An 18,829-nucleotide genomic window follows, 5' to 3' on the forward strand; every position below is an offset into this window, starting at 1 on the left:
CGCTCAGATGCTCAATACACTCCGATAATTATCATGCTTGATTTGCTGCTAATAATTGAGTGTTTGACTTGACTTTTTTCAAGCTAGAGTTAACCCCCCCGATCGCCCTTTTGGTAAGGGAAATCGAGGGGGTTAACTGTTATTTGTCAAGTATCTGAGGATATCAAGCAGGGTTGGCTTCGGCTCGTCTTTGTAACAGGCGGGCAATTTCAGCTTTTTCTACAAGTCCTACGAGAACGCCGTTTTCGCGAATGACGGGGAGTTCTTGTACTTTGAGTTGTTCTAGGAGGGTGACGACTTCGAGGAGGGATAATTCCGGTTTGACGGTGGTGGAAAATTCGATCGGCTTCAGGAGTTCTTTGACGAAAACTTGGGGCCAAGTTCCGGTAGGAATGGTTTTGAGGTCGTCTAGGTCGATCGCCCCTACCAATTGTCCGGCATCATCTGTTGCCAGGAACCTGCGCCAGGTTTGAGTGCTACCGATCACGTAGTTGTTGGCAAATTCTCTGAGGGACAAGTCTTGGGAGACGATCGGACTTTCGGGGGTAACAGCATCTGCGGCTGTCAGGCCTGCCAGTTGATTTTGGACTGTGGCATATTGGGCAGATTGACCGGCATTTTGTAGTAAGAACCAACCGATTACTAGATTCCAAATGTTGCCGAATACGCCTGTAGCAATGGCAATCCAACCAATTATTTGACCGACGCGGCTAGCAAAAATTACACCTTTGTAAGGGTTGCCAGTAATTTTCCAGACAATTGCTTTGAGGATGTTGCCGCCGTCGAGGGGCAAACCGGGAATTAAGTTAAATAAGGCTAAAACTAAGTTGATGGAAGCTAAAAGTCCGACGATGGCCGCTGCGGGGCCTGTGAGACCAGCACCGATGCCGATCGCTGTTAACAAACCGGATAACAATAAGCTGACCAACGGGCCTGCAATGGCTACCCAAAATGCTTCTGCGGGGGTTTTAGATTCTCTTTCTAAATTAGCCAGTCCGCCAAACAGAAATAGCGAAATCGATTTCACGCCAATTCCCTGTTTAATGGCTACCCAACTGTGTCCTAATTCGTGGGCTAAGACGGAAGCAAATAACAGTAACGCTGTGAATAATCCCAGCATCCAGGGCGCTACGGGGCCCAACGTGGGGAACAGGGCAGCTAGTGCACCGCCGTACTGCCAGGTTACTAAACCCAGAACTAAAAACCAAGATGCGTTGACAAAGAAGGGAATCCCAAACAGGTTGCCGACGCGAAATGTACCGTTCATAATGGCTACCTCTGATTTTACGAATGAGAGGTTTTTCTCTCTGTCTCCTTATCGTAACGAAACGTAACGGCGATGTTAATGCTTCCATTAGGGTGTTATCCGTCTGTGGAGGTTCGGTTTGCGGAATAATCACCGGTGACTGCGGTTGGGGCCGCCTGGGGTGAAAAATCCCTATCTGAAAGCGGAATCCCTCGCTATCAGGCATGAGGAGGATATTTTTTTAATTTTATGTTTTAGTTTTGAGTCGGTTTTAACTAAAATGTTGCACTTCTTTCATGAACAGGCAAGATGCCTGTTCCACGACAGATGAATTTTCTTTTTGCACCTCTGTCATGAACAGGCAAGATGCCTGTTCCACAACAGATGAATTTTCTTTCTTGTGGGGTGGGTACGCGAACAGGCAAGATGCCTGTTCCACAAAAATTAAATTTTCTTGTGGGGAGTAGGGGTTGGGCTTCTAGCCCGCCCATAAAAGCTTTATTGAGAATGGTGCAACATCTCAGTTTTAACTGAATGCAAGCTTTGAGACGGAAAATTAATTCCCGGCGGACTATTACACCTGTAGCAAGATATCAGTTTCAAGCAGCTTTAGCTATAATGACTGACCATAACAATACTTTTGATTCTAATAATTATGCCAGAATCCTTTTTGCTCGGCCGGCTGATGCTGCAATTAAACAGCGAAGCGGCTGATATTATTACAGACTTATCCGCTGTTGCTTTAACTCCCGATGGCAATTTGTGGGTGGGTTCCGATGAAACGACTTCGATCGAGCGTTTGTCACCTGTAGCGCCTCATATTTTTGGAGAACATCAAAAATTTGCGATCGCGGATTTTATCGATCTACCTGGAAAATCCGAAATCGATATCGAAGGAATGGATTTCAGCGGCGATTATCTGTGGCTGATGGGTTCTCACAGCACAAAACGCAAAAAAACTAAAGGCAAAGACGCAGACAAAGACATTGAAAGATTAGCACAAATCGAGACTGAGGTCAACCGCTATTTGCTGGCGCGCATTCCTATGAAAGACGGGATTTTGTGCGAGTCAATTTCCCCTTCAAACAATCCCGAAACCCAACTGAAAGCGGGATGTCTTCAGCGGACAGAAACAGGCAATTTGCTGACAGATGCGCTCAAAGATGACAGCCACATCGGCTTGTATTTATCTGTGCCGATTCCGAGTAAAGAAAATGGCTTTGATATTGAAGGGTTGGCGGTGCGCGGAAATCGCATTTTGCTCGGTTTGCGGGGGCCGGTGCTGCGGGGTTGGGCGATAATTTTAGAGATAGAAGTTGAAGAGGCCCAAGCGGGAGTTTTAAGGCTTAAGGAAATTGGGGAAGGAGGGAAATTGTACAACAAACATTTTGTTGATTTGAACGGTTTGGGCGTGCGAGAATTGTGCTGGAACGGGGAAGATTTGATTGTTTTAGCCGGGCCGACGATGACTCTATCTGGGGCGACGAGGGTTTTTCGGTTAAAGGGGATTTTAGGGCGATCGGGCGACAGTATTACTGGGCAAGATGGGGGAGATTTGGAGGTATTGTTTGACTTGCCTTTTAAAGTGGGTACGGACAATGCTGAAGGGTTGAGCCTGTTTCCGTATTTGGGGGAGCAGAATTCGCTGTTAGTGGTTTACGATTCGCCGGATGCGGGGAGAATGGTTGAGGAAAGTGCTATTCTTGCTGATGTTTTTAAATTAGGTTCGTAGTAGTATGGTGCGTCATAACGGGAGATATTTGGGATAATTAATCAGCCATGAAGTGACGCACCATGCGATTAGGAAGATGCGTCAGGTGTAATTGTTTCGAGAATTAATTAGACATTAACTGACGCACCCTAGAAATTAAGTTAATTGTCGATCGCATCCCTTCGCCGCTGGCTGTAGCGTTTCAATTCATCAATTAAGTGAGTATCGTTAGATGCAGTTCTCGCGCCCGCTTCCGCCGCCCAGCGCTTCAAATCTTCAATTTGCGATCGCGCGATCGCAGCTAAAGGTACTGTATCCTCGATCGACCTCAAAATATCCTCGGTCATCAAATCCCGGCGCTGCCCGTTGACAAACGTGCCAAAGGCCCGATACAACCCATCTATTACCACTTGCTCAATTTCTGCACCGCTAAAATTCTCAGCGCGTTTCGCCAAAACCCCCAAATCAAACTCGCGCAATCTAGTTGGCCGCAAACGCTGCAAATGCACTTTAAAAATATCTTGCCGTTCCGATTCTGAGGGCAAATTTAAAAAGAAAATTTCATCAAACCTGCCTTTTCTGAGCAACTCTGCCGGCAAAATCCTGACGTTATTTGCAGTGGCGACAATAAACACCGGACTGGTTTTTTCCTGCATCCAAGTAATCAAACTGCCGAATACCCGGCGCGAAGTTCCCGAATCGCCGTCGCTGCCGCTGATAATGTTGCCGAAGGCTTTATCTATTTCATCGATCCACAAAACGCAAGGTGCGATCGCCTCTGCTAATTGTATCATTTGCCTGACGCGACTTTCGCTTTCCCCGACCACGCCGCCAAACAATCTCCCAGTATCCAATCGCAACAGTGGCAAACGCCATTCTGAGGCTATTGTTTTCGCAGATAAAGATTTGCCTGTGCCTTGAATTCCTACTAACAAAACTCCTTTTGGATTCGGTATACCGTAGCGACGCGCTTCGTCAGTAAAAGCATCTTGTCGCATCTTTACCCACTGTTTCAAATTCTCCAAGCCCCCCACACTTTTTAGGGATTCTCTGGAGTTAAAAAACTCCAAAATGCCCGTTTGGCGAATTGCTTGCTGTTTTTCCTCCAAAACTCCGTCAATATCTGACTCGTTAATTTGCTGTTTGGCGGCCAAAGCTTTAGCCAAAACCCGCCCGATTCTAGCGCGACTCAAACCCTGACAAGCTTTAACCAACTGTTCCCTTGCTAAACCGCTAACTTGCAACTGTTGCGGCTTTTCCACAACGTGGGAAATTAAACTGTCTATTTCTTGCACGTTGGGCAAAGGAAAATCAATTACTGTGACTTCTTCTTTCAATTCCTCCGGCAATTCCAGCGTGTGAGAAGTAAGAACTATAGTTTTTTTGCTGCGCTTCAATTCTCGCGTTAAATTTCGCAATTCTCGCACTACTGCCGCGCTTTTTTCGCTGTATGGATATTTCAAAATTGGGTGCAAATCCCGCAGTACAAATATTGTATATTCTTCAACAGCAGTTTTGCTAACGCGATCGAGTGCCGCCATTACCGAGCCTTTCCCAGAACCGTTATCCTCCCAGCCCCGCACAAGATCCCAGAACAACACCCGGCGCGCGGGAGTTACTTGCAGCGCTACTTGGGCAATTACGGCTTCGACTGGTTCCTCCTCCGCGCCGACAATGTACAGCAGCGAATAGCGGGCGCGAATCATCAAATCTAGTCGCTTTACCAGTGCCTCGAAATGGTTATTTTTACTGCCCTTGACGACATCTAATTCTTTGGGGCTTGGGTAATTTTCTGTCATTTTAGTGGATATTTTAGAGTAAAATTAAACTTTATTAAATATTTTTTTGGCAGTACGGACTTTAGTCTTTAAAAAAAACTTAACCTAACTAAAGGTTTTCACTAAGGACTTGAGTCCTTAACAACTATTTAACCAGACTAAAGTCCGTACTGCAAACGTTAAAATTATAACAGAATAGTAGGCAATTGACTACTTAGCAACTTTTCGAGCTTGTTTCACCATATCAATGAGAGTGTGGTGAGCATCTTCGGCGTCTTTTAAAGTGCGATCGAAATTTACTCTAACAGCCACTGTTTCGTCGTTGACTTTAGCGGTTAAATCCATGCCATTGGCATCAATAGCGAGCATTTGAGCTTCTGTTGCCTGCGGTTGGTCGCCAAATGCTTGAGCGTATAGCACGACAGCACTCGCGTGGTCTTCGTTCATGTGAGTGCAGATGCGATCGCTAATCTCAGTGGAAAACAGTTCTGACATGGGGAGATTCCTCGGATGCAATATCGATCGATTGTACTGCGATCGGTACAAAGTTTTCAACCGCGATCAATTGCATCAAGAGTTATGAGTGAGAGTAAAGGAGGAATAAGCAAGAACCCGAAGACAATAACACCGAGTTATTCATAAATTCATCAAGTCCTAATTAAACTTAATTAGCGAGATAATTAGTAAGATTAATTCCACCCTTGCCACGGGTTAACTTCAAGCACCCCAGAGGGTTTGAACACTACCTGAAATTGACTAAAAAGCTTTGGTTTACGAGCAGCTTTACGAGAGGAAGGAAGAGAAGTTTCTGGGAGAAAATCAACCGCTTCGTGGTTAAGTGGCTGATAATCTATAATTGCCCCTTCTTCATCCACCGCAACCCGATAAACTAATGAAGTGTTGAAGGTGGGAGTCGAGCGCCAACTATTGTCAATTTGGTCGTAAACTTTCCGGTTCAACTGTGCAATTTCACGGGGCGAGATAATTTCAGAAGGTGTTGCCTCTACCTCTGGCGCTGGAGAGTTAACCTGAGTCGCAAGCGGGACAGGTACAGGCCAAAGCTTAATAGTTTCATCTGCGCTACCGCTGGCTAAGACAGGATTTTGAGAACTAAAAGCGACAGACCAAACAGGCTTAGAATGAGCTGCAAAATTTGTCATCAGTTCGCCTGTTTTCAACTTCCACAGCTTGATAGTTTTGTCGTAGCTGCCACTAGCTAAAGCCTGTCCATCCGCGCTAAAAGCAACTGACTGCACCGGGCCGGAATGCCCTGTTAATGTATGCAGAACTTTTCCATTTGTAAACTGCCACAGCTTAACAGTTTTATCCGCACTGCCACTCGCTAAAGTTTTGCCGTCAGGACTAAAAGCAACTGATTCCACCGACCCGGAATGCCCCGTCAGCGTGTAATTGCCGCCATCATCAAGCCACCAAATCTTGATAGTTCCATTCTCGCTGCCGGTTGCTAAAATTTTACTGTCCGGACTAAAACCGACAGATTTAATCCAGTCTGTATCTGGAAGTGTGCGGAGTAGTTTCCCATCGGAAAAATTCCACACTTTTACAGTTTTGTCGGTACTTCCAGAAGCGAGTAACTTTCCATCAGGACTGATACTTATTGCCTTGACATCATCCGCATGACCTTTCAACGTATTGATGAGTATGCCAGTTTTGAGGTTCCACAATTTAATCCGGTTATCCCAACTCCCGCTAGCCAGAAGATTGCCGTCAGGACTAATGGCGAGGGATTCAATTGCATCGGTATGTGCTTTTATGGTGTAAAGTAATTTGCCGGTTTGCAAGTTCCAGATTTTGATAATGCCGCCATAACTCCCGCTGGCTAAAGTTTTGCCGTCTTGACTGAGTGCGATCGCATAAATCCACCCCGAATTATCTTTAAAACTGCGAGAATATTGAGTGAACAGCCCGGATTTAAACTGCGATACAGTTGTTTTCAATTCCGGAAGCGACCTAGACCAGCCGATGCCCGCCGCAGTTACAACCGCTGTTAGTGTCCACGCTGCTGAAACTTTCCATTTAACTGCTTTTGATATCATAAATATGGCCTCCACCACTCACTTTATGTAAAATAAATTTCCAGATTTCAAGCCCAGAAATTGATAGAAGATTTTTCTGCTGCATTCTACCTTTGAGAAATGCTATCCCATACTCTTGTTAGCACTGTTACTTTGCCTTCTGTTGGCTGATGTTTTTGTTGTTTAGATTGGCGCTCAATCAATACCCGACCGAGAAATAAAACTATTGTGGCGGTTATAGCTGCAATTCCAACAGGCGTTAAATATGTCCAGTGACCGGCCATTTTATCCCAGATATGCCAGGTTACTAAAAACATAGCAAGGTAAGTGAGACTCTGCAATTTTTTCCAATTTTTCTTAAGTCTTTTCACGCTCCAATCGTTAGACGTGATAGCCAAAAGAGTAAAAATAATGAATGTTGCTACTCCCTGGAAGTAAACAAAATAAGTTTTGATATCAAAGATATCAAAGTTTCTTTGTTTGAAAAATATGAATCCGTGAGCTACAGCTAAAAAGAAAGAGATCAGACCAATGAAACGGCGATATTTCAGCAGCCATTGGGGAAAGCCAGTTTTTTTTGTGAGAGGGAAAACAATTCTCAAATTTGTGGGAAGCAGTGTCAGAATATAGCCTGCTAAGGCCGCGAATCCCAGGATACTCGCCTGAGAAAATGTATCTAAATCCATCGTTGAAAGTTGCATAACTTACTCTAATTGCTAAGGAAGTAGACTCCAAATATGCCGGACTCTTCCGTACTTAGTGTGCCAAATTATTAGTTTTCTGGTGTCCTACACCATAGCTGGCTAGGATTTCAAGGCAATCGCCCCGAGTTGAGCAAGTTGCCCGCAAGCGGATGTAAATAATCTCAAAGCATTACCTAGCAAAGCCTTGAGGCTAAAGTGAAAGTAAACCTGCACACTAAGGAGGAAATAGCAATATGCCGAGAGTAGCATTTTAAAATCGACCTGTCAATTAAGTTTGAAGTTTAGAAAAAGTCTTCGCCAAAATAGCTGGTTAAAAGTTTAGTTTTTAACTATAAAAAATGGTCAGCATTAGCTGACCTTGGTTGAGGAGATTACCTGAACTTTTGGCTAGGTAGCCCGCCCAACTACAAACTGGTTATACCCCCTTTCGATAAGAGAGGACTGAAGTCCTCACTACAAACTGCACAGCCTAACTAAAAGAGCCAGGGTCAAACGGCAATTCATCAAAGCGCGAATTAATATCAGCCTCAGCATTCGCAACAGGGGAATTAGCGCGAGATGCCGACGGCTTAACAGAATTCACCTGGGCTACTGATAACTTTGCCGCAGGTTCCGATTTCTGTAGGTTAACTATCGGCAACTCCCCGCCATTTTCTCCATTTTTGCTCGTTTGATTCCACATCATCATTCCCAGCAAACCATCAACCAAACCGCCACCGCTACCGTTGCCTGTTACCGCAACATCCGGCACAACTCGCACGTTGCGATCGCCTATAATTTGCATTAACTGCAAAGCCGTATAACCGGAACCTCCCAAAGCCACAACACCCGCGCGATAAGCTTCAGCTTGAGCATTTCCCTTGACCCGAATCGACTCAGCTTCACCTTGAGCTTGTTTAACCTGAGAATTCGCTTTTAACTCAGAAATCTTCACGCCTTGTTCCGATTTCACCATCTCTTGTTGAATCTCAGCCAGCGCCGTTTCCCGCACCAATTGTTGCCGCTGAGTTTGTGCTAATTGCTGCACCTCATAAGTCTTGCACTGTTCCTCAGCAATTTTGCGATCTGTTTGAGTTTGCATCAACTCTGCAGGCGGCAAAATATCCCCGATTAAAGTATCAATTGCCTGCACGTCGTAGGTACGCAAAGCTGCTTTGATATACTCGGCGGCTTCCGCTTGCCTGCCGCTTCTTGCCGAGAGAAAATCTAATACAGAATAAGCTTGAGCAGAATTGCGGAAATAATTGCCAATTGTAGGCTGCAAAACATGGTCAACTAAATTCTGCATCGAACCGACGCGAGAGATAACTTTCGGAGCATCCAAAGCGCCAACATGAATAATCTGAGCTACTTCTAAATCAAAGGCAAAACCGTCTTGAGAACGCACGGTTAAAGACGAAAGTTGAGAGTCGTAACTGTGCCTTTCTGTTTTACCAGACCAATTCAATACTATATTAGTAGTCGGCACTAACTCTACTTTCAAAATGCGAGTATTCAGCGGATGTTTCCCCGGATAAAGGGGAGTCACCCACACCCCTTTGTTTCCGACATTTACTAAATTTCCGTGAGTGAAAGCAGCACCACTCACATCTTCTGAGGTTTTGCCGACATAAGAAATAACCGCGCCGACATAGCCGATCGGGATTTCGGTCATCGGCACTTGGTCAACCCCGACAAACCAAGGATTTAAGTTCCACGAGCCGGAAAGCAAAACCTGTTCCTGCAAACCGCGTCGCCCGCCAGCGGTGATAAATTTTTGCGCGTTTTGGAAGTTGTCGTGATTCGGAATAATTGGCCCTGCAATTTCGCCATCTTGGATCGGAACGCCGTCATAAGTTGTCACAACTCCCACTTTATCGGGAGCAATTTTGTACAGTTTCAACTGTTCCGCTGTCATCCCGTGTTTGGGAGCATTAGCTGCTGTAATTACCGTAAATAATGCCGTATTTATTCGATAGCTGCCGCCCGTCAAAATGCCGAGTTGGCGACCTTTTTCTCCACCGCTTTTAAGAAATTTGCGAGCATCTTGAAAATTGTCGCATTCTGTGATTTTGCCGAGGATGCGCTGCGGCGGAATCGACTCGCCGGCGGCGGCGATAATTAAAGCAATTTCACCTTGGGGAACTACAGTTAGAGACTCTTTGCGAACGTTGTACTGCAAAGGCCAATAACCCCAGTGCCAACCGGGGGGCAAAGTATCAGCTTGATATCCAGCTTCTCCGTTTAAGGCAATTAAATCTCCGGGCGGTAAAGACTTGCCGCCGAAGCTAAACTTTTTACTGACAATTCCGACTTCGCGATCGCCAATTACTACCAATCCGCCAAAAAATAATGGCAGCACCAGAATAATTATCATACCGCCGATCGCGATCGGGATAAATCCGCCCGGATCGAGCTGCATTGTCTGCACGGGAACAGTGCTGCGTAACTGCCCTAGCTGCAAGCTAGAATCAGGTTTTGCTGCTAGCTGAGTCGAGGTTTGATTTGCGGGGGGGATATGGCTAGCCGCTAATACCGACGAGGGTTTCACACTGGTTATTGCACTAAGAGCTAAAGACGCCGAAATAGCGGCTGCAAACTGTTTTAAAACGCGGGCTTTGACTTGAGACTTGGACAAAAATGAATAAAGCATTTTTTTTTAGGTGGGCTAATTTGTCCTAGGAGTTCCAGCTTAGCCTTACTAAAAAGTTTTTACATAAAACTTAAGATATTATGTATCATTATGTGTCGTCATAATAGTCATATAGCAATCCTTGCAGGAGTCGTAAACTTTTTACCCCACCCCAACCCTCCCTTTATCAAGGGGAGTCCGTAAGAAATTCACAAATGATGTAGGATTGCTATATTTAGCAGTAAAAAAAATACTGCTCATTAAACTACAGGCTGACAATCCCCCGTTTTAATGCGGAAATCGCGGCCTGCGTGCGATCGCTAACTCCCATTTTGCTCAAAATATTGTTGATGTGAAACTTGACGGTGCTTTCACTGATGTGCAAAACTTCACTAATCTCGTTGTTGCTTTTACCCGCGACTATGAGGCGGATGACTTCTAATTCGCGAGCGCTCAATTCAGGCCCACTCAAGCGATCGGCTAACTTAACACCCACTGCCAGCGGAATGTACTTTTTACCCTCAAAAACAGCCCGAATTGCTGCTAAAAGCTCCTCTGGTTCCGCATCCTTAAGCAGATAGCCCTTAGCACCAGCTTGCAATCCGCGATAGATGTTTTCATCGCCATCATAAGTCGTCAGCACCACAATCCGGGCACTGGAAAACTCCCCACAAATCGCAGTAATGGCCGCGACTCCATCCCTCACCGGCATCCGCAAATCCATCAGCGTTACATCGGGCTGATGTTCGCGGAACATTGTCACAGCTTCCTGCCCGTTGCTGGCTTGCGCCACAACTTTAACATCTGATTCCTGCTCCAGCAGCGCCACTAAACCTTGCCGCACAATATAATGATCGTCGGCAATTAAAATGCGAATAATATTTGATTGGTTAATCATGTTTACCCTGTTAATTTTATCAAAAAAAACTGAACATCTCACTACCAACTTACTATGTATAGCCATCCTAAATCATTTGTGAATTTCTTACTCCCTCCCCGATGCCTTGGGGAGGGTTGGGGTGCGGTAAAAAATTTACGACTTATTTAGGATTGCTATATGGTGCGAAATGTGCACCTTACTTTACTGGCGATTAACTGAAACTATAACTTCTGTTCCGTTTCCAGGGCTGCTGTTTACTGTTAGCTGCGCGTTAATGCGATCGGCGCGTTCTCTCATCCCCAATAAACCAAAGCCATTCCTAAAACCGAAACTTTCCGTATCAAATCCCTGTCCGTTGTCTTGCACCCGCAAAAAAAACTTGGATATTTCGTAAACCAACTCAATTTTTATCGCCGTAGCTTTGGCATATTTGAAAGCATTTGTTAATGCTTCCTGCCCGATCCGCAACAGGTTATTTTCTACCTCTAATGGTAGGGAATATGCCGTGCCAACCACTTCAAAAGTAGTGCGCGTATCAGTATCTGATGACATTTGTTTAGCAATTTGGTTGAGAGCGCTATACAAATCGCCATCTTCTAACAGTTGCGGGCGCAAAGATTCTACGGATCGCCGCGCTTCAGCAAGTCCAGAGCGAGCCAGTTCGCAGACTGTTTTCATGTGTACTTGTGCTTGTTCTGGATTTGCTACTATTACCCGTTCAGCAGATCCCAAATGTATGATAATGCCTGCAAAAGTTTGCGCTAAAGTGTCGTGAATTTCCCGCGCCATGCGGTTGCGCTCTTCTAAAATATTTTGGTCTAGGAGTTGTTTAGACATCCTTCTCAGACGCAATTGATTTTCGACGCGCACTAAAATTTCGTGTTGTTGAAAAGGTTTTGTAATGTAGTCTATTCCGCCCACAGAAAATGCTTTTACCTTATCGAAAACTTCTTGCAAAGCGCTGATAAAAATTATTGGGATATTTTGAGTTTCAGGAGTAGCTTTGAGCTGCTGGCAGACTTCATAGCCATCCATGTGAGGCATCATAATATCCAGTAAAATTAAGTCTGGTAAGTTGGCATTGATAAAGTTAAGAGCTAATTTCCCACTGGGAGCCAGGTGAACTTTATACCCAGCAGCCGATAGTATCCCGCTTAAAAGTTTTAAGTTCTCAGGACAATCATCAATAACTAAAATACTTTCTTCGCGGGTAAAACTGAGGTTTTTGTTCATGTCTCATCCCTTAATGTGTGTATTAAATTTAGCAACTGTTCGTACTGAAAATTTTTAATGCAAGCTGCGCTTGCCCTAGCTAAGGGCTGATTGATTTCGCGAATTTGACTGATGACTATTTGCATCTGTTCTAAATCGAGATTGCTAATCGCTTGCTGGAGATTGGCTACTAACTGAGGAGGTAATTCAGAAAAAGCGGTTTTTGTCAATACATTTACTTCATTTTCTGTGAAACTGGGGGCAGCATTTAGTTCTTCAAAAACGAATTGCACCCCGATATGTTTGTGTAGAGCATCAAATATGTTTGCTTCTCTAAATGGTTTGCGAATAAAATCATCGCAGCCGATAGAAAGGACAACGGCTTTCTCTTCCTCAAAACTACTTGCTGTTATAGCAATAATTGCTGTCTGGGGTAGGCACGGGGGCACTACCCCTACAAAATCCTCGTTTTCCGTAGGGGCAATCCCCCTGTGGTTGCCCTCTTTAATTTGTTTGGTGGCTTCATACCCATCCATCACCGGCATCCGCATATCCATAAAGATTAAGTGTGGTGAATATTGCTCCCACTTTTCTATTGCTTCTCTCCCATTTTTGGCTTCGTAGACTTCAAAACCGATCGCGGAAAGCAGTTTAACCAGCAGTTGGCGGTTGTCAAAAGCGTCGTCTGCAACGATAATTCGATAGCGGGGTTGATTCGGTGCGATCGCCATAACTCGTCTGGTTGGCTGCTCCCGTTGGCGATCGGCACTTTCAACTGAATTAACTTTAATGTCAAATTTGAAAATAGTACCGCCTCCCGCACGAGAACTGACTGTCATTTCACCTCCCATTAACTGCACAAAAGAACGTGCGATCGTTAAACCTAATCCTGTTCCTTGTTGCGATTCTTCCCCTGTTTTAGTTTGCACAAAAGCTTCAAATATCTTGTCTAATTCACTAACATCAATTCCCGCTCCCGTGTCTTCTATCTCAAAGCAGATTTGCTGAGCCAAATCCTGATTTTTAATTTTCACATAAATGCCGCCTTCCGATGTGAATTTAATCGCGTTAGAAATGAGGTTAATCAAGATTTGGCGCAATTTTATTTCATCAGTCCGCACATATTGGGGAACGTCTACCATCCGCTCTACTAATAACTGCAATCCCTTCTTTTCTGCCGGAAGTTGGAACATATTTTCGATGTCGTCCAGTAGGCGGTGGAGGTCAAAATTGGTCTCGTTCAGAGTCGTGCGTCCTGCTTCTATTTTGGACAAATCTAATACTTGGTTAATCAGTTCAAGCAAATGTTCTCCGCTGCGGGTGATAATACTCAGGTGTTCTTGCTGTTCCTGCAATAGGTTAGAAGAACGATTCATTAATTGGGAAAAACCCAGAATTGCATTGAGGGGAGTCCGCAATTCGTGGCTCATATTTGCGAGGAATGTGCTTTTTGCTCGGTTGGCTTGTTGTGCCGCGTCTTCGGCTCGTTGTCGCTCGATGATTTCTCGCTGGAGTTCGAGAGTGCGATCGCTCACTTGCTGTTCTAAAGTGCGGTTGTAATCAGCTAAAACTTTTTCGGCTTGTTTGCGATCGGTGATATCTTGAAATGTGGCGATCGCATAATTAATTTTACCTGTTTCATCCACAATTGGTGTGCTGGAAACTTCCAAGGAAACAATCTTATCAGGTCGGTGGAACTCGATATCATCTACTTTGACAGTTTCACCCCCCAAAGAACGCACGATTGGCATTTGTGCGGTGGGATATAACTCGTTAGTTCCCGCGAGATAAAGTTGATAAGTTTCTGCTAATTTCTCAGTATTGGCTTCGGGTATTGTGGGAATGGCGCTTAGTTGATGTGCTGTCTGATTTGCGTAGGTAATTTGTCCGGTGGTGTCATGCACTGTTACCGCGATCGGCATAGCGTCGATAAATTGAGTCAGTCGGTTTTCGCGTTCTTTGACTTCCGCGTAGAGTTTAGCATTGGTAAGTGCGATCGCCGCTTGTCCCGATAACAATTGTAAGACTTCCAGGCGATCGGGCGTAAAAGCTTGTGTAGTGAGGTTATTTTCGAGATAAACAATAGCACTGAGTTGACCTTGATTCATCAAAGCGGCACACAAAATAGACTTAGGCTGACGTGATTTGATGTAAGGATCATTCGTAAAGTTACCTTCACGAGTGGCATCATTTAACACCACATTTTCTTTGGTTCGGGCGACATAATTGATAATTGTTTCTGAAAGTTCCTGGCAATTTTCAACTGGTTCAGATTGCAACACAGTTATGCGTTCGTCATAGATTGCGCCTTTAGCTTCAATCAGCAATTTTGTCTGGTTTTCTAAAATTAAGTACCCTTTTTGAGCGCCGACATTTTCAATCAAAATCTTCATCAATTTGGACAGTAATTTATCCTCTACAATTTCCCCAGCAATTGCCTCGGAAGCTTTCATGACTGTAGCGATATCCAAGGAAGAACTAGAACGGCTACCCGTAGTTGATGTAGTGGTTGAGATTTCTTGATTTTTCTGCTGATTTATCACAAATAACTGGGGATATCGCGTTTCTAAATCTTTAACTTTAGCCGCCGCACCCCAGAGTTGATAGCAGTAACGAGCTTCCTGCATATAAGCTTTAGCTGTTAGTTCTTTACCTATCGATAAATAAAACTTAGCTGCTAGTTCATAAGCAAGGGCGGCTTCCTGGATGTATTCATTTTCTTTGGCTCCTTGAATAGCGCGATCGTAATAGTCTATTGCTTCTAATTTCTGTCCCAAAACCCGACATTTTTCGGCTGCTACTAAATCTACCTTATGCTGATGATTCATAGGGGCATATTTTGCCCAGTGCTGTTGCAGTTCTGTTTGATTTTGTTCCACCTGCTCTAATGCTTCTGATATCTCTTCAGATTCTGGGGTCAACTGTACTAGAATACTCAAAGAATCATAAAAATACAACGGCGGTTCATTAGTCAGTCCAGCAGTAACGATTAAATGGCGTCTGCACTCAACGGCATGGCTTTGAGCTGATTCACTCTCTCCAAACAGATAGCAAAGTATCAGCTTAAATAAATAGAATACAGACACGTGATACATATTATGGGGAGACAACCATTGAGGTAGGAATTCAGATTCTCCGAAAGGTTCTCTAGACAGCGTAGTAGACTGCTCCCTAGCTCCCAATAAACTTGAGATAAATTGCCAAAGAAGCCGACACCCATTAGCTGTTGACACTTGATTCAATTGCATCAAAATCTTGTAGTATGTGCGGGTTTCCTGCTCCAAAGTAACAAGGGGCTGACCGCACCAAAAAGAATTGGCACACCACTGACTTACACTATATCCTGCAACCTCATAATTTCCCACTTCTAGGGCATTTCTATAGCTCTCTTGCATAAGTTTTAATGTTTCTTTGATGTGGGATTGGCGATGTAAAAAATGTAATTGCGTTGCCAGCAAAACGTGCGGTTTTAAAACTTTATCATTCAGTTTACAGGCGACTTGGAGTGCCAAACAACTAAATTTTTTCCCTGTCTCCACATCTTTTAAAAGATTACAAAGAAGTACGCCATACTGCACATAAACTAAGGCTGAAGCCGATGTGTTTCCGTATTGAATGGATAGCTTAACTGACATGGAAACTAATAAGGGAAATAAAGGAGAACCAGATAAGTAAGTCACTGACATGAGACTACTAGCAATCTGCATAATGGCAATTTTTTCGCCATCCGTCATCTGAGGGAGGCGAGCTAAATCTTCAATTTCTCTGTCTCCCATCAGTTCTCCTACCTGTGCAATTCCCTGTTGAATATCATGCGGTGCAGGTTGGTCAGGAAAAATAATACCCAACTGTTGCAAGAATTGTCGAGCAATGACAAGAGCTTTACTCAAGTTATTTCGGAAAATAATTGACTGAACTCTAATTCGGTAAACATTGACCTGTTCTGGTAACGATCGTACCTGGGCAATCACTGTGTCAACGATCTGTTGCATTGTATCAAAGTCACCACAGAGCAAAGCCAATTCAGCCGCTAAGTTATGGAATGATAGAGTCATTTCATATTGTCTAACCCAAGCATTTTCTCCCAGCATTGATAGTCCTGTGCTAGCGTATTCACGGCCCGCTTGATAGGCGGCAGCACTTCTGGCTTTGCGACAGGCAATCAGATTGAGTTGGGCTAATTCATCTCGCTCTGTTTGTGAGGTAATTAAAGCTGTTCCATAATTTAATTGATTGATGATTCCAAAAATGGCATCTTCTCTGGCTTCTGGCGAAGTTTGTTGTAGCAGTATTTTTCCGATTTGATAATGGGTAGCGGGTTTTTGGGTATCGGGGATTAAAGAATAAGCAGCTTGCTGAATTCTGTCATGGACAAACTTGTATTCTACGGATTGGCTACTGGGTAATTTTCCTGCAATTTCTAATTCCACATCTCCCATATTCCCCAGCAACACGACTAAATTTTCGGCTACGGCTGCGTACAAATCATCCGCCGTTTTTCCCACAGATTTTTCGCAAAGTGAGGCGAGGGTTTTCAGGTCGAATTGATTGCCAATGCAGGCTGCTATCTTTAACGTTTCCTGCGTATTATCAGGCAGTCGTTGAATTTTGCCAGCCATCAACTCGACAACATTATCAGTGAATCCCCTCGCTTGAATTTGGTCTAAATCCCATTCCCAACTGAAAGCGAGCGAATCAAATTGTAACAAGCCTTCTGTATAAAGCGATTTGAGAAATTCATTCATAAAGAAAGGATTCCCACCCGTTTTGAAAAAGACTAACTCGGCAAGGGATTTGACTCTTGATTCCGGGCAATTCAGGGCATCAGCAATGAGTTGAGTAACAGAGGATAAATCCAAAGGTGACAGAAAAATGCGATCGACATTTGCCCCTGTTTTGACAATCTCTTCAATCGTTAGCATTAACGGATGACCCGCAGAAACTTCGTTATCCCGATACGCCCCAATTAAAAACAGTCCCGTTGACGAAGCGCTCATCAGTAGCTGCATCAGTTTCAGAGATGCCCCGTCAGCCCACTGCAAATCATCGATAAATATTGTCAGAGGATGTTCGGGTTTGGTAAAAACTTTAATGAAGTTTTGAAACACAAAATTAAAGCGGTTTTCCGCTTCTGCGGCGCCCAATTCTGGCGGCGCAGGTTGCTTGCCGATAATTAATTCAATTTCAGGAATTACATCAATCATGACTTGACCGTTGATTCCCAATGCGTCTAATAATTTTTCCCGCCATTCTTTGAGATTTGCTTCGCTTTCTGCTAACAGTTGTTTGGCTAAATCCTGAAAAGCGTTGACAATGGCGCTGTAGGGAATGTTGCGCTGATATTGGTCAAATTTGCCGGAGATAAAATAACCGCGCTGTTGAGTAATCGGTTTGTATAATTCTTGCACCAAAGCTGATTTGCCGATACCAGAATATCCAGAAATCAGCATCATTGAGCTTGTGGCACAGGCATCTTGCCTGTGATTGCTTGTGGGACAGGCATCTTGCCTGTGACTGCTGACTGTTTCAAAAGCTGTTAGTAAACTATCAATTTCTCGCTCTCTGCCGTAAAGTTTTTGCGGAATTTGAAAGCGGTCAGAAATATCTTGACTTCCTAGGGGAAAAACGGATATATTGTTATTGCTGTGCAGTTGATCCAAACATTCTTCTAAATCCGCTTTAATTCCGATCGCACTTTGATAACGCTCCTCAGCATTTTTCCCCATCAACTTCATCACAATATCGGAAACAATTTGCGGAATTTCGGGATTCACCTGAGATGGAGATAACGGCTGTTTAGCGAGATGACTGTGTACCAATTCCAGCACATCACTGGTGTCAAAAGGCAATTTGTTTGTCAGCAGTTCGTAAAAGGTAGCACCCAGGGAATAAAAATCTGTGCGGTAATCTAAACTTCTATTCATTCTGCCAGTTTGTTCCGGCGACATATAAGCAAGAGTTCCCTCTAAAATGTTGGGATTTTTTAGGGTGTAATTCTCCCGCGTTAACTGCGTGGAAATGCCAAAGTCGATAATTTTGAGTTCGCCACTAGCTGGATTGAAGACAATATTTGAAGGGTTAATGTCTTTGTGAATGATGTGGGCGCTGTGAATTTGTTGTAAACTTTCTGTGGTGGCGATCGCAATTCGCAAGAATTGTTCAATACTAAATTTTTGCTGCTGCATCCAAATTTTCAAGGATTCACCGCCAAAATCCTCGACAAACATCACCAGCGTGTTTTGATATGGCTGCAAATCATAGGCTTTTATACAGCCACTCAGCTTCAGAGATTGTGTAATTTTATACTCTGTGCGATAGCGGGCGAGTTCTTGGGGTGTGGGATAATTTTCTTTAAGGATTTTGAGGACGACGGGAAGACTGTCGGGTTGTCGGAATGCTCGGTAAACCAGGGAGTTTGCGCTTTCGTAGATGAGCTCTGTGATTTCAACGCCCGGAAGAGTCAGCATATTCATACCGCTGTCAACTTTGCAGTCGAACATAGCATAAATTTGCTCCCCACACCAGAGGTGCGTGAGCCATCAGTCGATTTTAGATTTTAGATTTTAGTCTGCGACTATTTTTCAGCCAAAACAGGTTTCCGAGTCAATACAGCTTGTTCGATAATGTCAGCGGCGCGCTTGACTCCGCCCG

Annotated in this window: 10 protein-coding genes; 1 reads left to right on the plus strand and 9 read right to left on the minus strand. The window is 44.2% G+C overall.

Going from position 1 to position 18,829, the window contains the following annotated elements; genetic code table 11:
- Window positions 1–163: 163 nt before the first annotated feature.
- Entirely contained in the window at window positions 164–1,267 is a 1,104-nt protein-coding gene (locus tag QUA07_RS21870; RefSeq protein ID WP_333329142.1) for a site-2 protease family protein, read from the minus strand.
- Between the two features lie 634 nt (window positions 1,268–1,901).
- Between QUA07_RS21870 and QUA07_RS21875 the strand changes: the two genes are divergently transcribed.
- Window positions 1,902–2,978, plus strand: a complete 1,077-nt coding sequence (locus tag QUA07_RS21875) for a DUF3616 domain-containing protein (protein WP_333329145.1) — start codon at window positions 1,902–1,904, stop codon at window positions 2,976–2,978.
- A gap of 140 nt (window positions 2,979–3,118) precedes the next feature.
- On the opposite strand, the gene QUA07_RS21880 is transcribed toward QUA07_RS21875, so the two are convergent.
- The 8 genes from QUA07_RS21880 to QUA07_RS21915 form a co-directional block, all read right to left on the minus strand.
- A complete protein-coding gene (locus tag QUA07_RS21880; protein WP_333329148.1) occupies window positions 3,119–4,756 on the minus strand; it encodes an AAA family ATPase in 1,638 nt (545 codons plus the stop codon).
- Window positions 4,757–4,945: 189 nt separating this feature from the next.
- Window positions 4,946–5,230, minus strand: a complete 285-nt coding sequence (locus QUA07_RS21885; protein ID WP_333329151.1) for a DUF2470 domain-containing protein — start codon at window positions 5,228–5,230, stop codon at window positions 4,946–4,948.
- 194 nt (window positions 5,231–5,424) lie between these two features.
- Window positions 5,425–6,792 carry a WD40 repeat domain-containing protein gene (locus tag QUA07_RS21890; RefSeq protein ID WP_333329154.1) on the minus strand — a complete coding sequence of 456 codons (1,368 nt, stop codon included), beginning with the start codon at window positions 6,790–6,792 and terminating at the stop codon, window positions 5,425–5,427.
- Window positions 6,793–6,878: 86 nt separating this feature from the next.
- Window positions 6,879–7,472, minus strand: a complete 594-nt coding sequence (locus QUA07_RS21895; protein WP_333329157.1) for a ferric reductase-like transmembrane domain-containing protein — start codon at window positions 7,470–7,472, stop codon at window positions 6,879–6,881.
- A gap of 472 nt (window positions 7,473–7,944) precedes the next feature.
- Entirely contained in the window at window positions 7,945–10,107 is a 2,163-nt protein-coding gene (locus QUA07_RS21900) for a flotillin family protein (RefSeq protein WP_333329160.1), read from the minus strand.
- Window positions 10,108–10,351: 244 nt separating this feature from the next.
- Window positions 10,352–10,981 (minus strand): response regulator transcription factor, encoded by a 630-nt coding sequence (locus QUA07_RS21905; protein WP_333329211.1) that lies wholly within the window; start codon window positions 10,979–10,981, stop codon window positions 10,352–10,354.
- Between the two features lie 186 nt (window positions 10,982–11,167).
- The gene (locus QUA07_RS21910) at window positions 11,168–12,199 is read right to left on the minus strand and encodes a response regulator (protein WP_333329163.1); all 1,032 of its coding nucleotides are present in this window, start codon (window positions 12,197–12,199) and stop codon (window positions 11,168–11,170) included.
- Window positions 12,196–18,678 carry an AAA family ATPase gene (locus QUA07_RS21915; RefSeq protein ID WP_333329166.1) on the minus strand — a complete coding sequence of 2,161 codons (6,483 nt, stop codon included), beginning with the start codon at window positions 18,676–18,678 and terminating at the stop codon, window positions 12,196–12,198. Before QUA07_RS21915 ends, QUA07_RS21910 begins: the two co-directional genes overlap by 4 nt.
- Window positions 18,679–18,829: the final 151 nt, after the last annotated feature.

Source organism: Microcoleus sp. T3_A4 (genome assembly GCF_036700465.1).
Taxonomy (GTDB): domain Bacteria; phylum Cyanobacteriota; class Cyanobacteriia; order Cyanobacteriales; family Microcoleaceae; genus Microcoleus.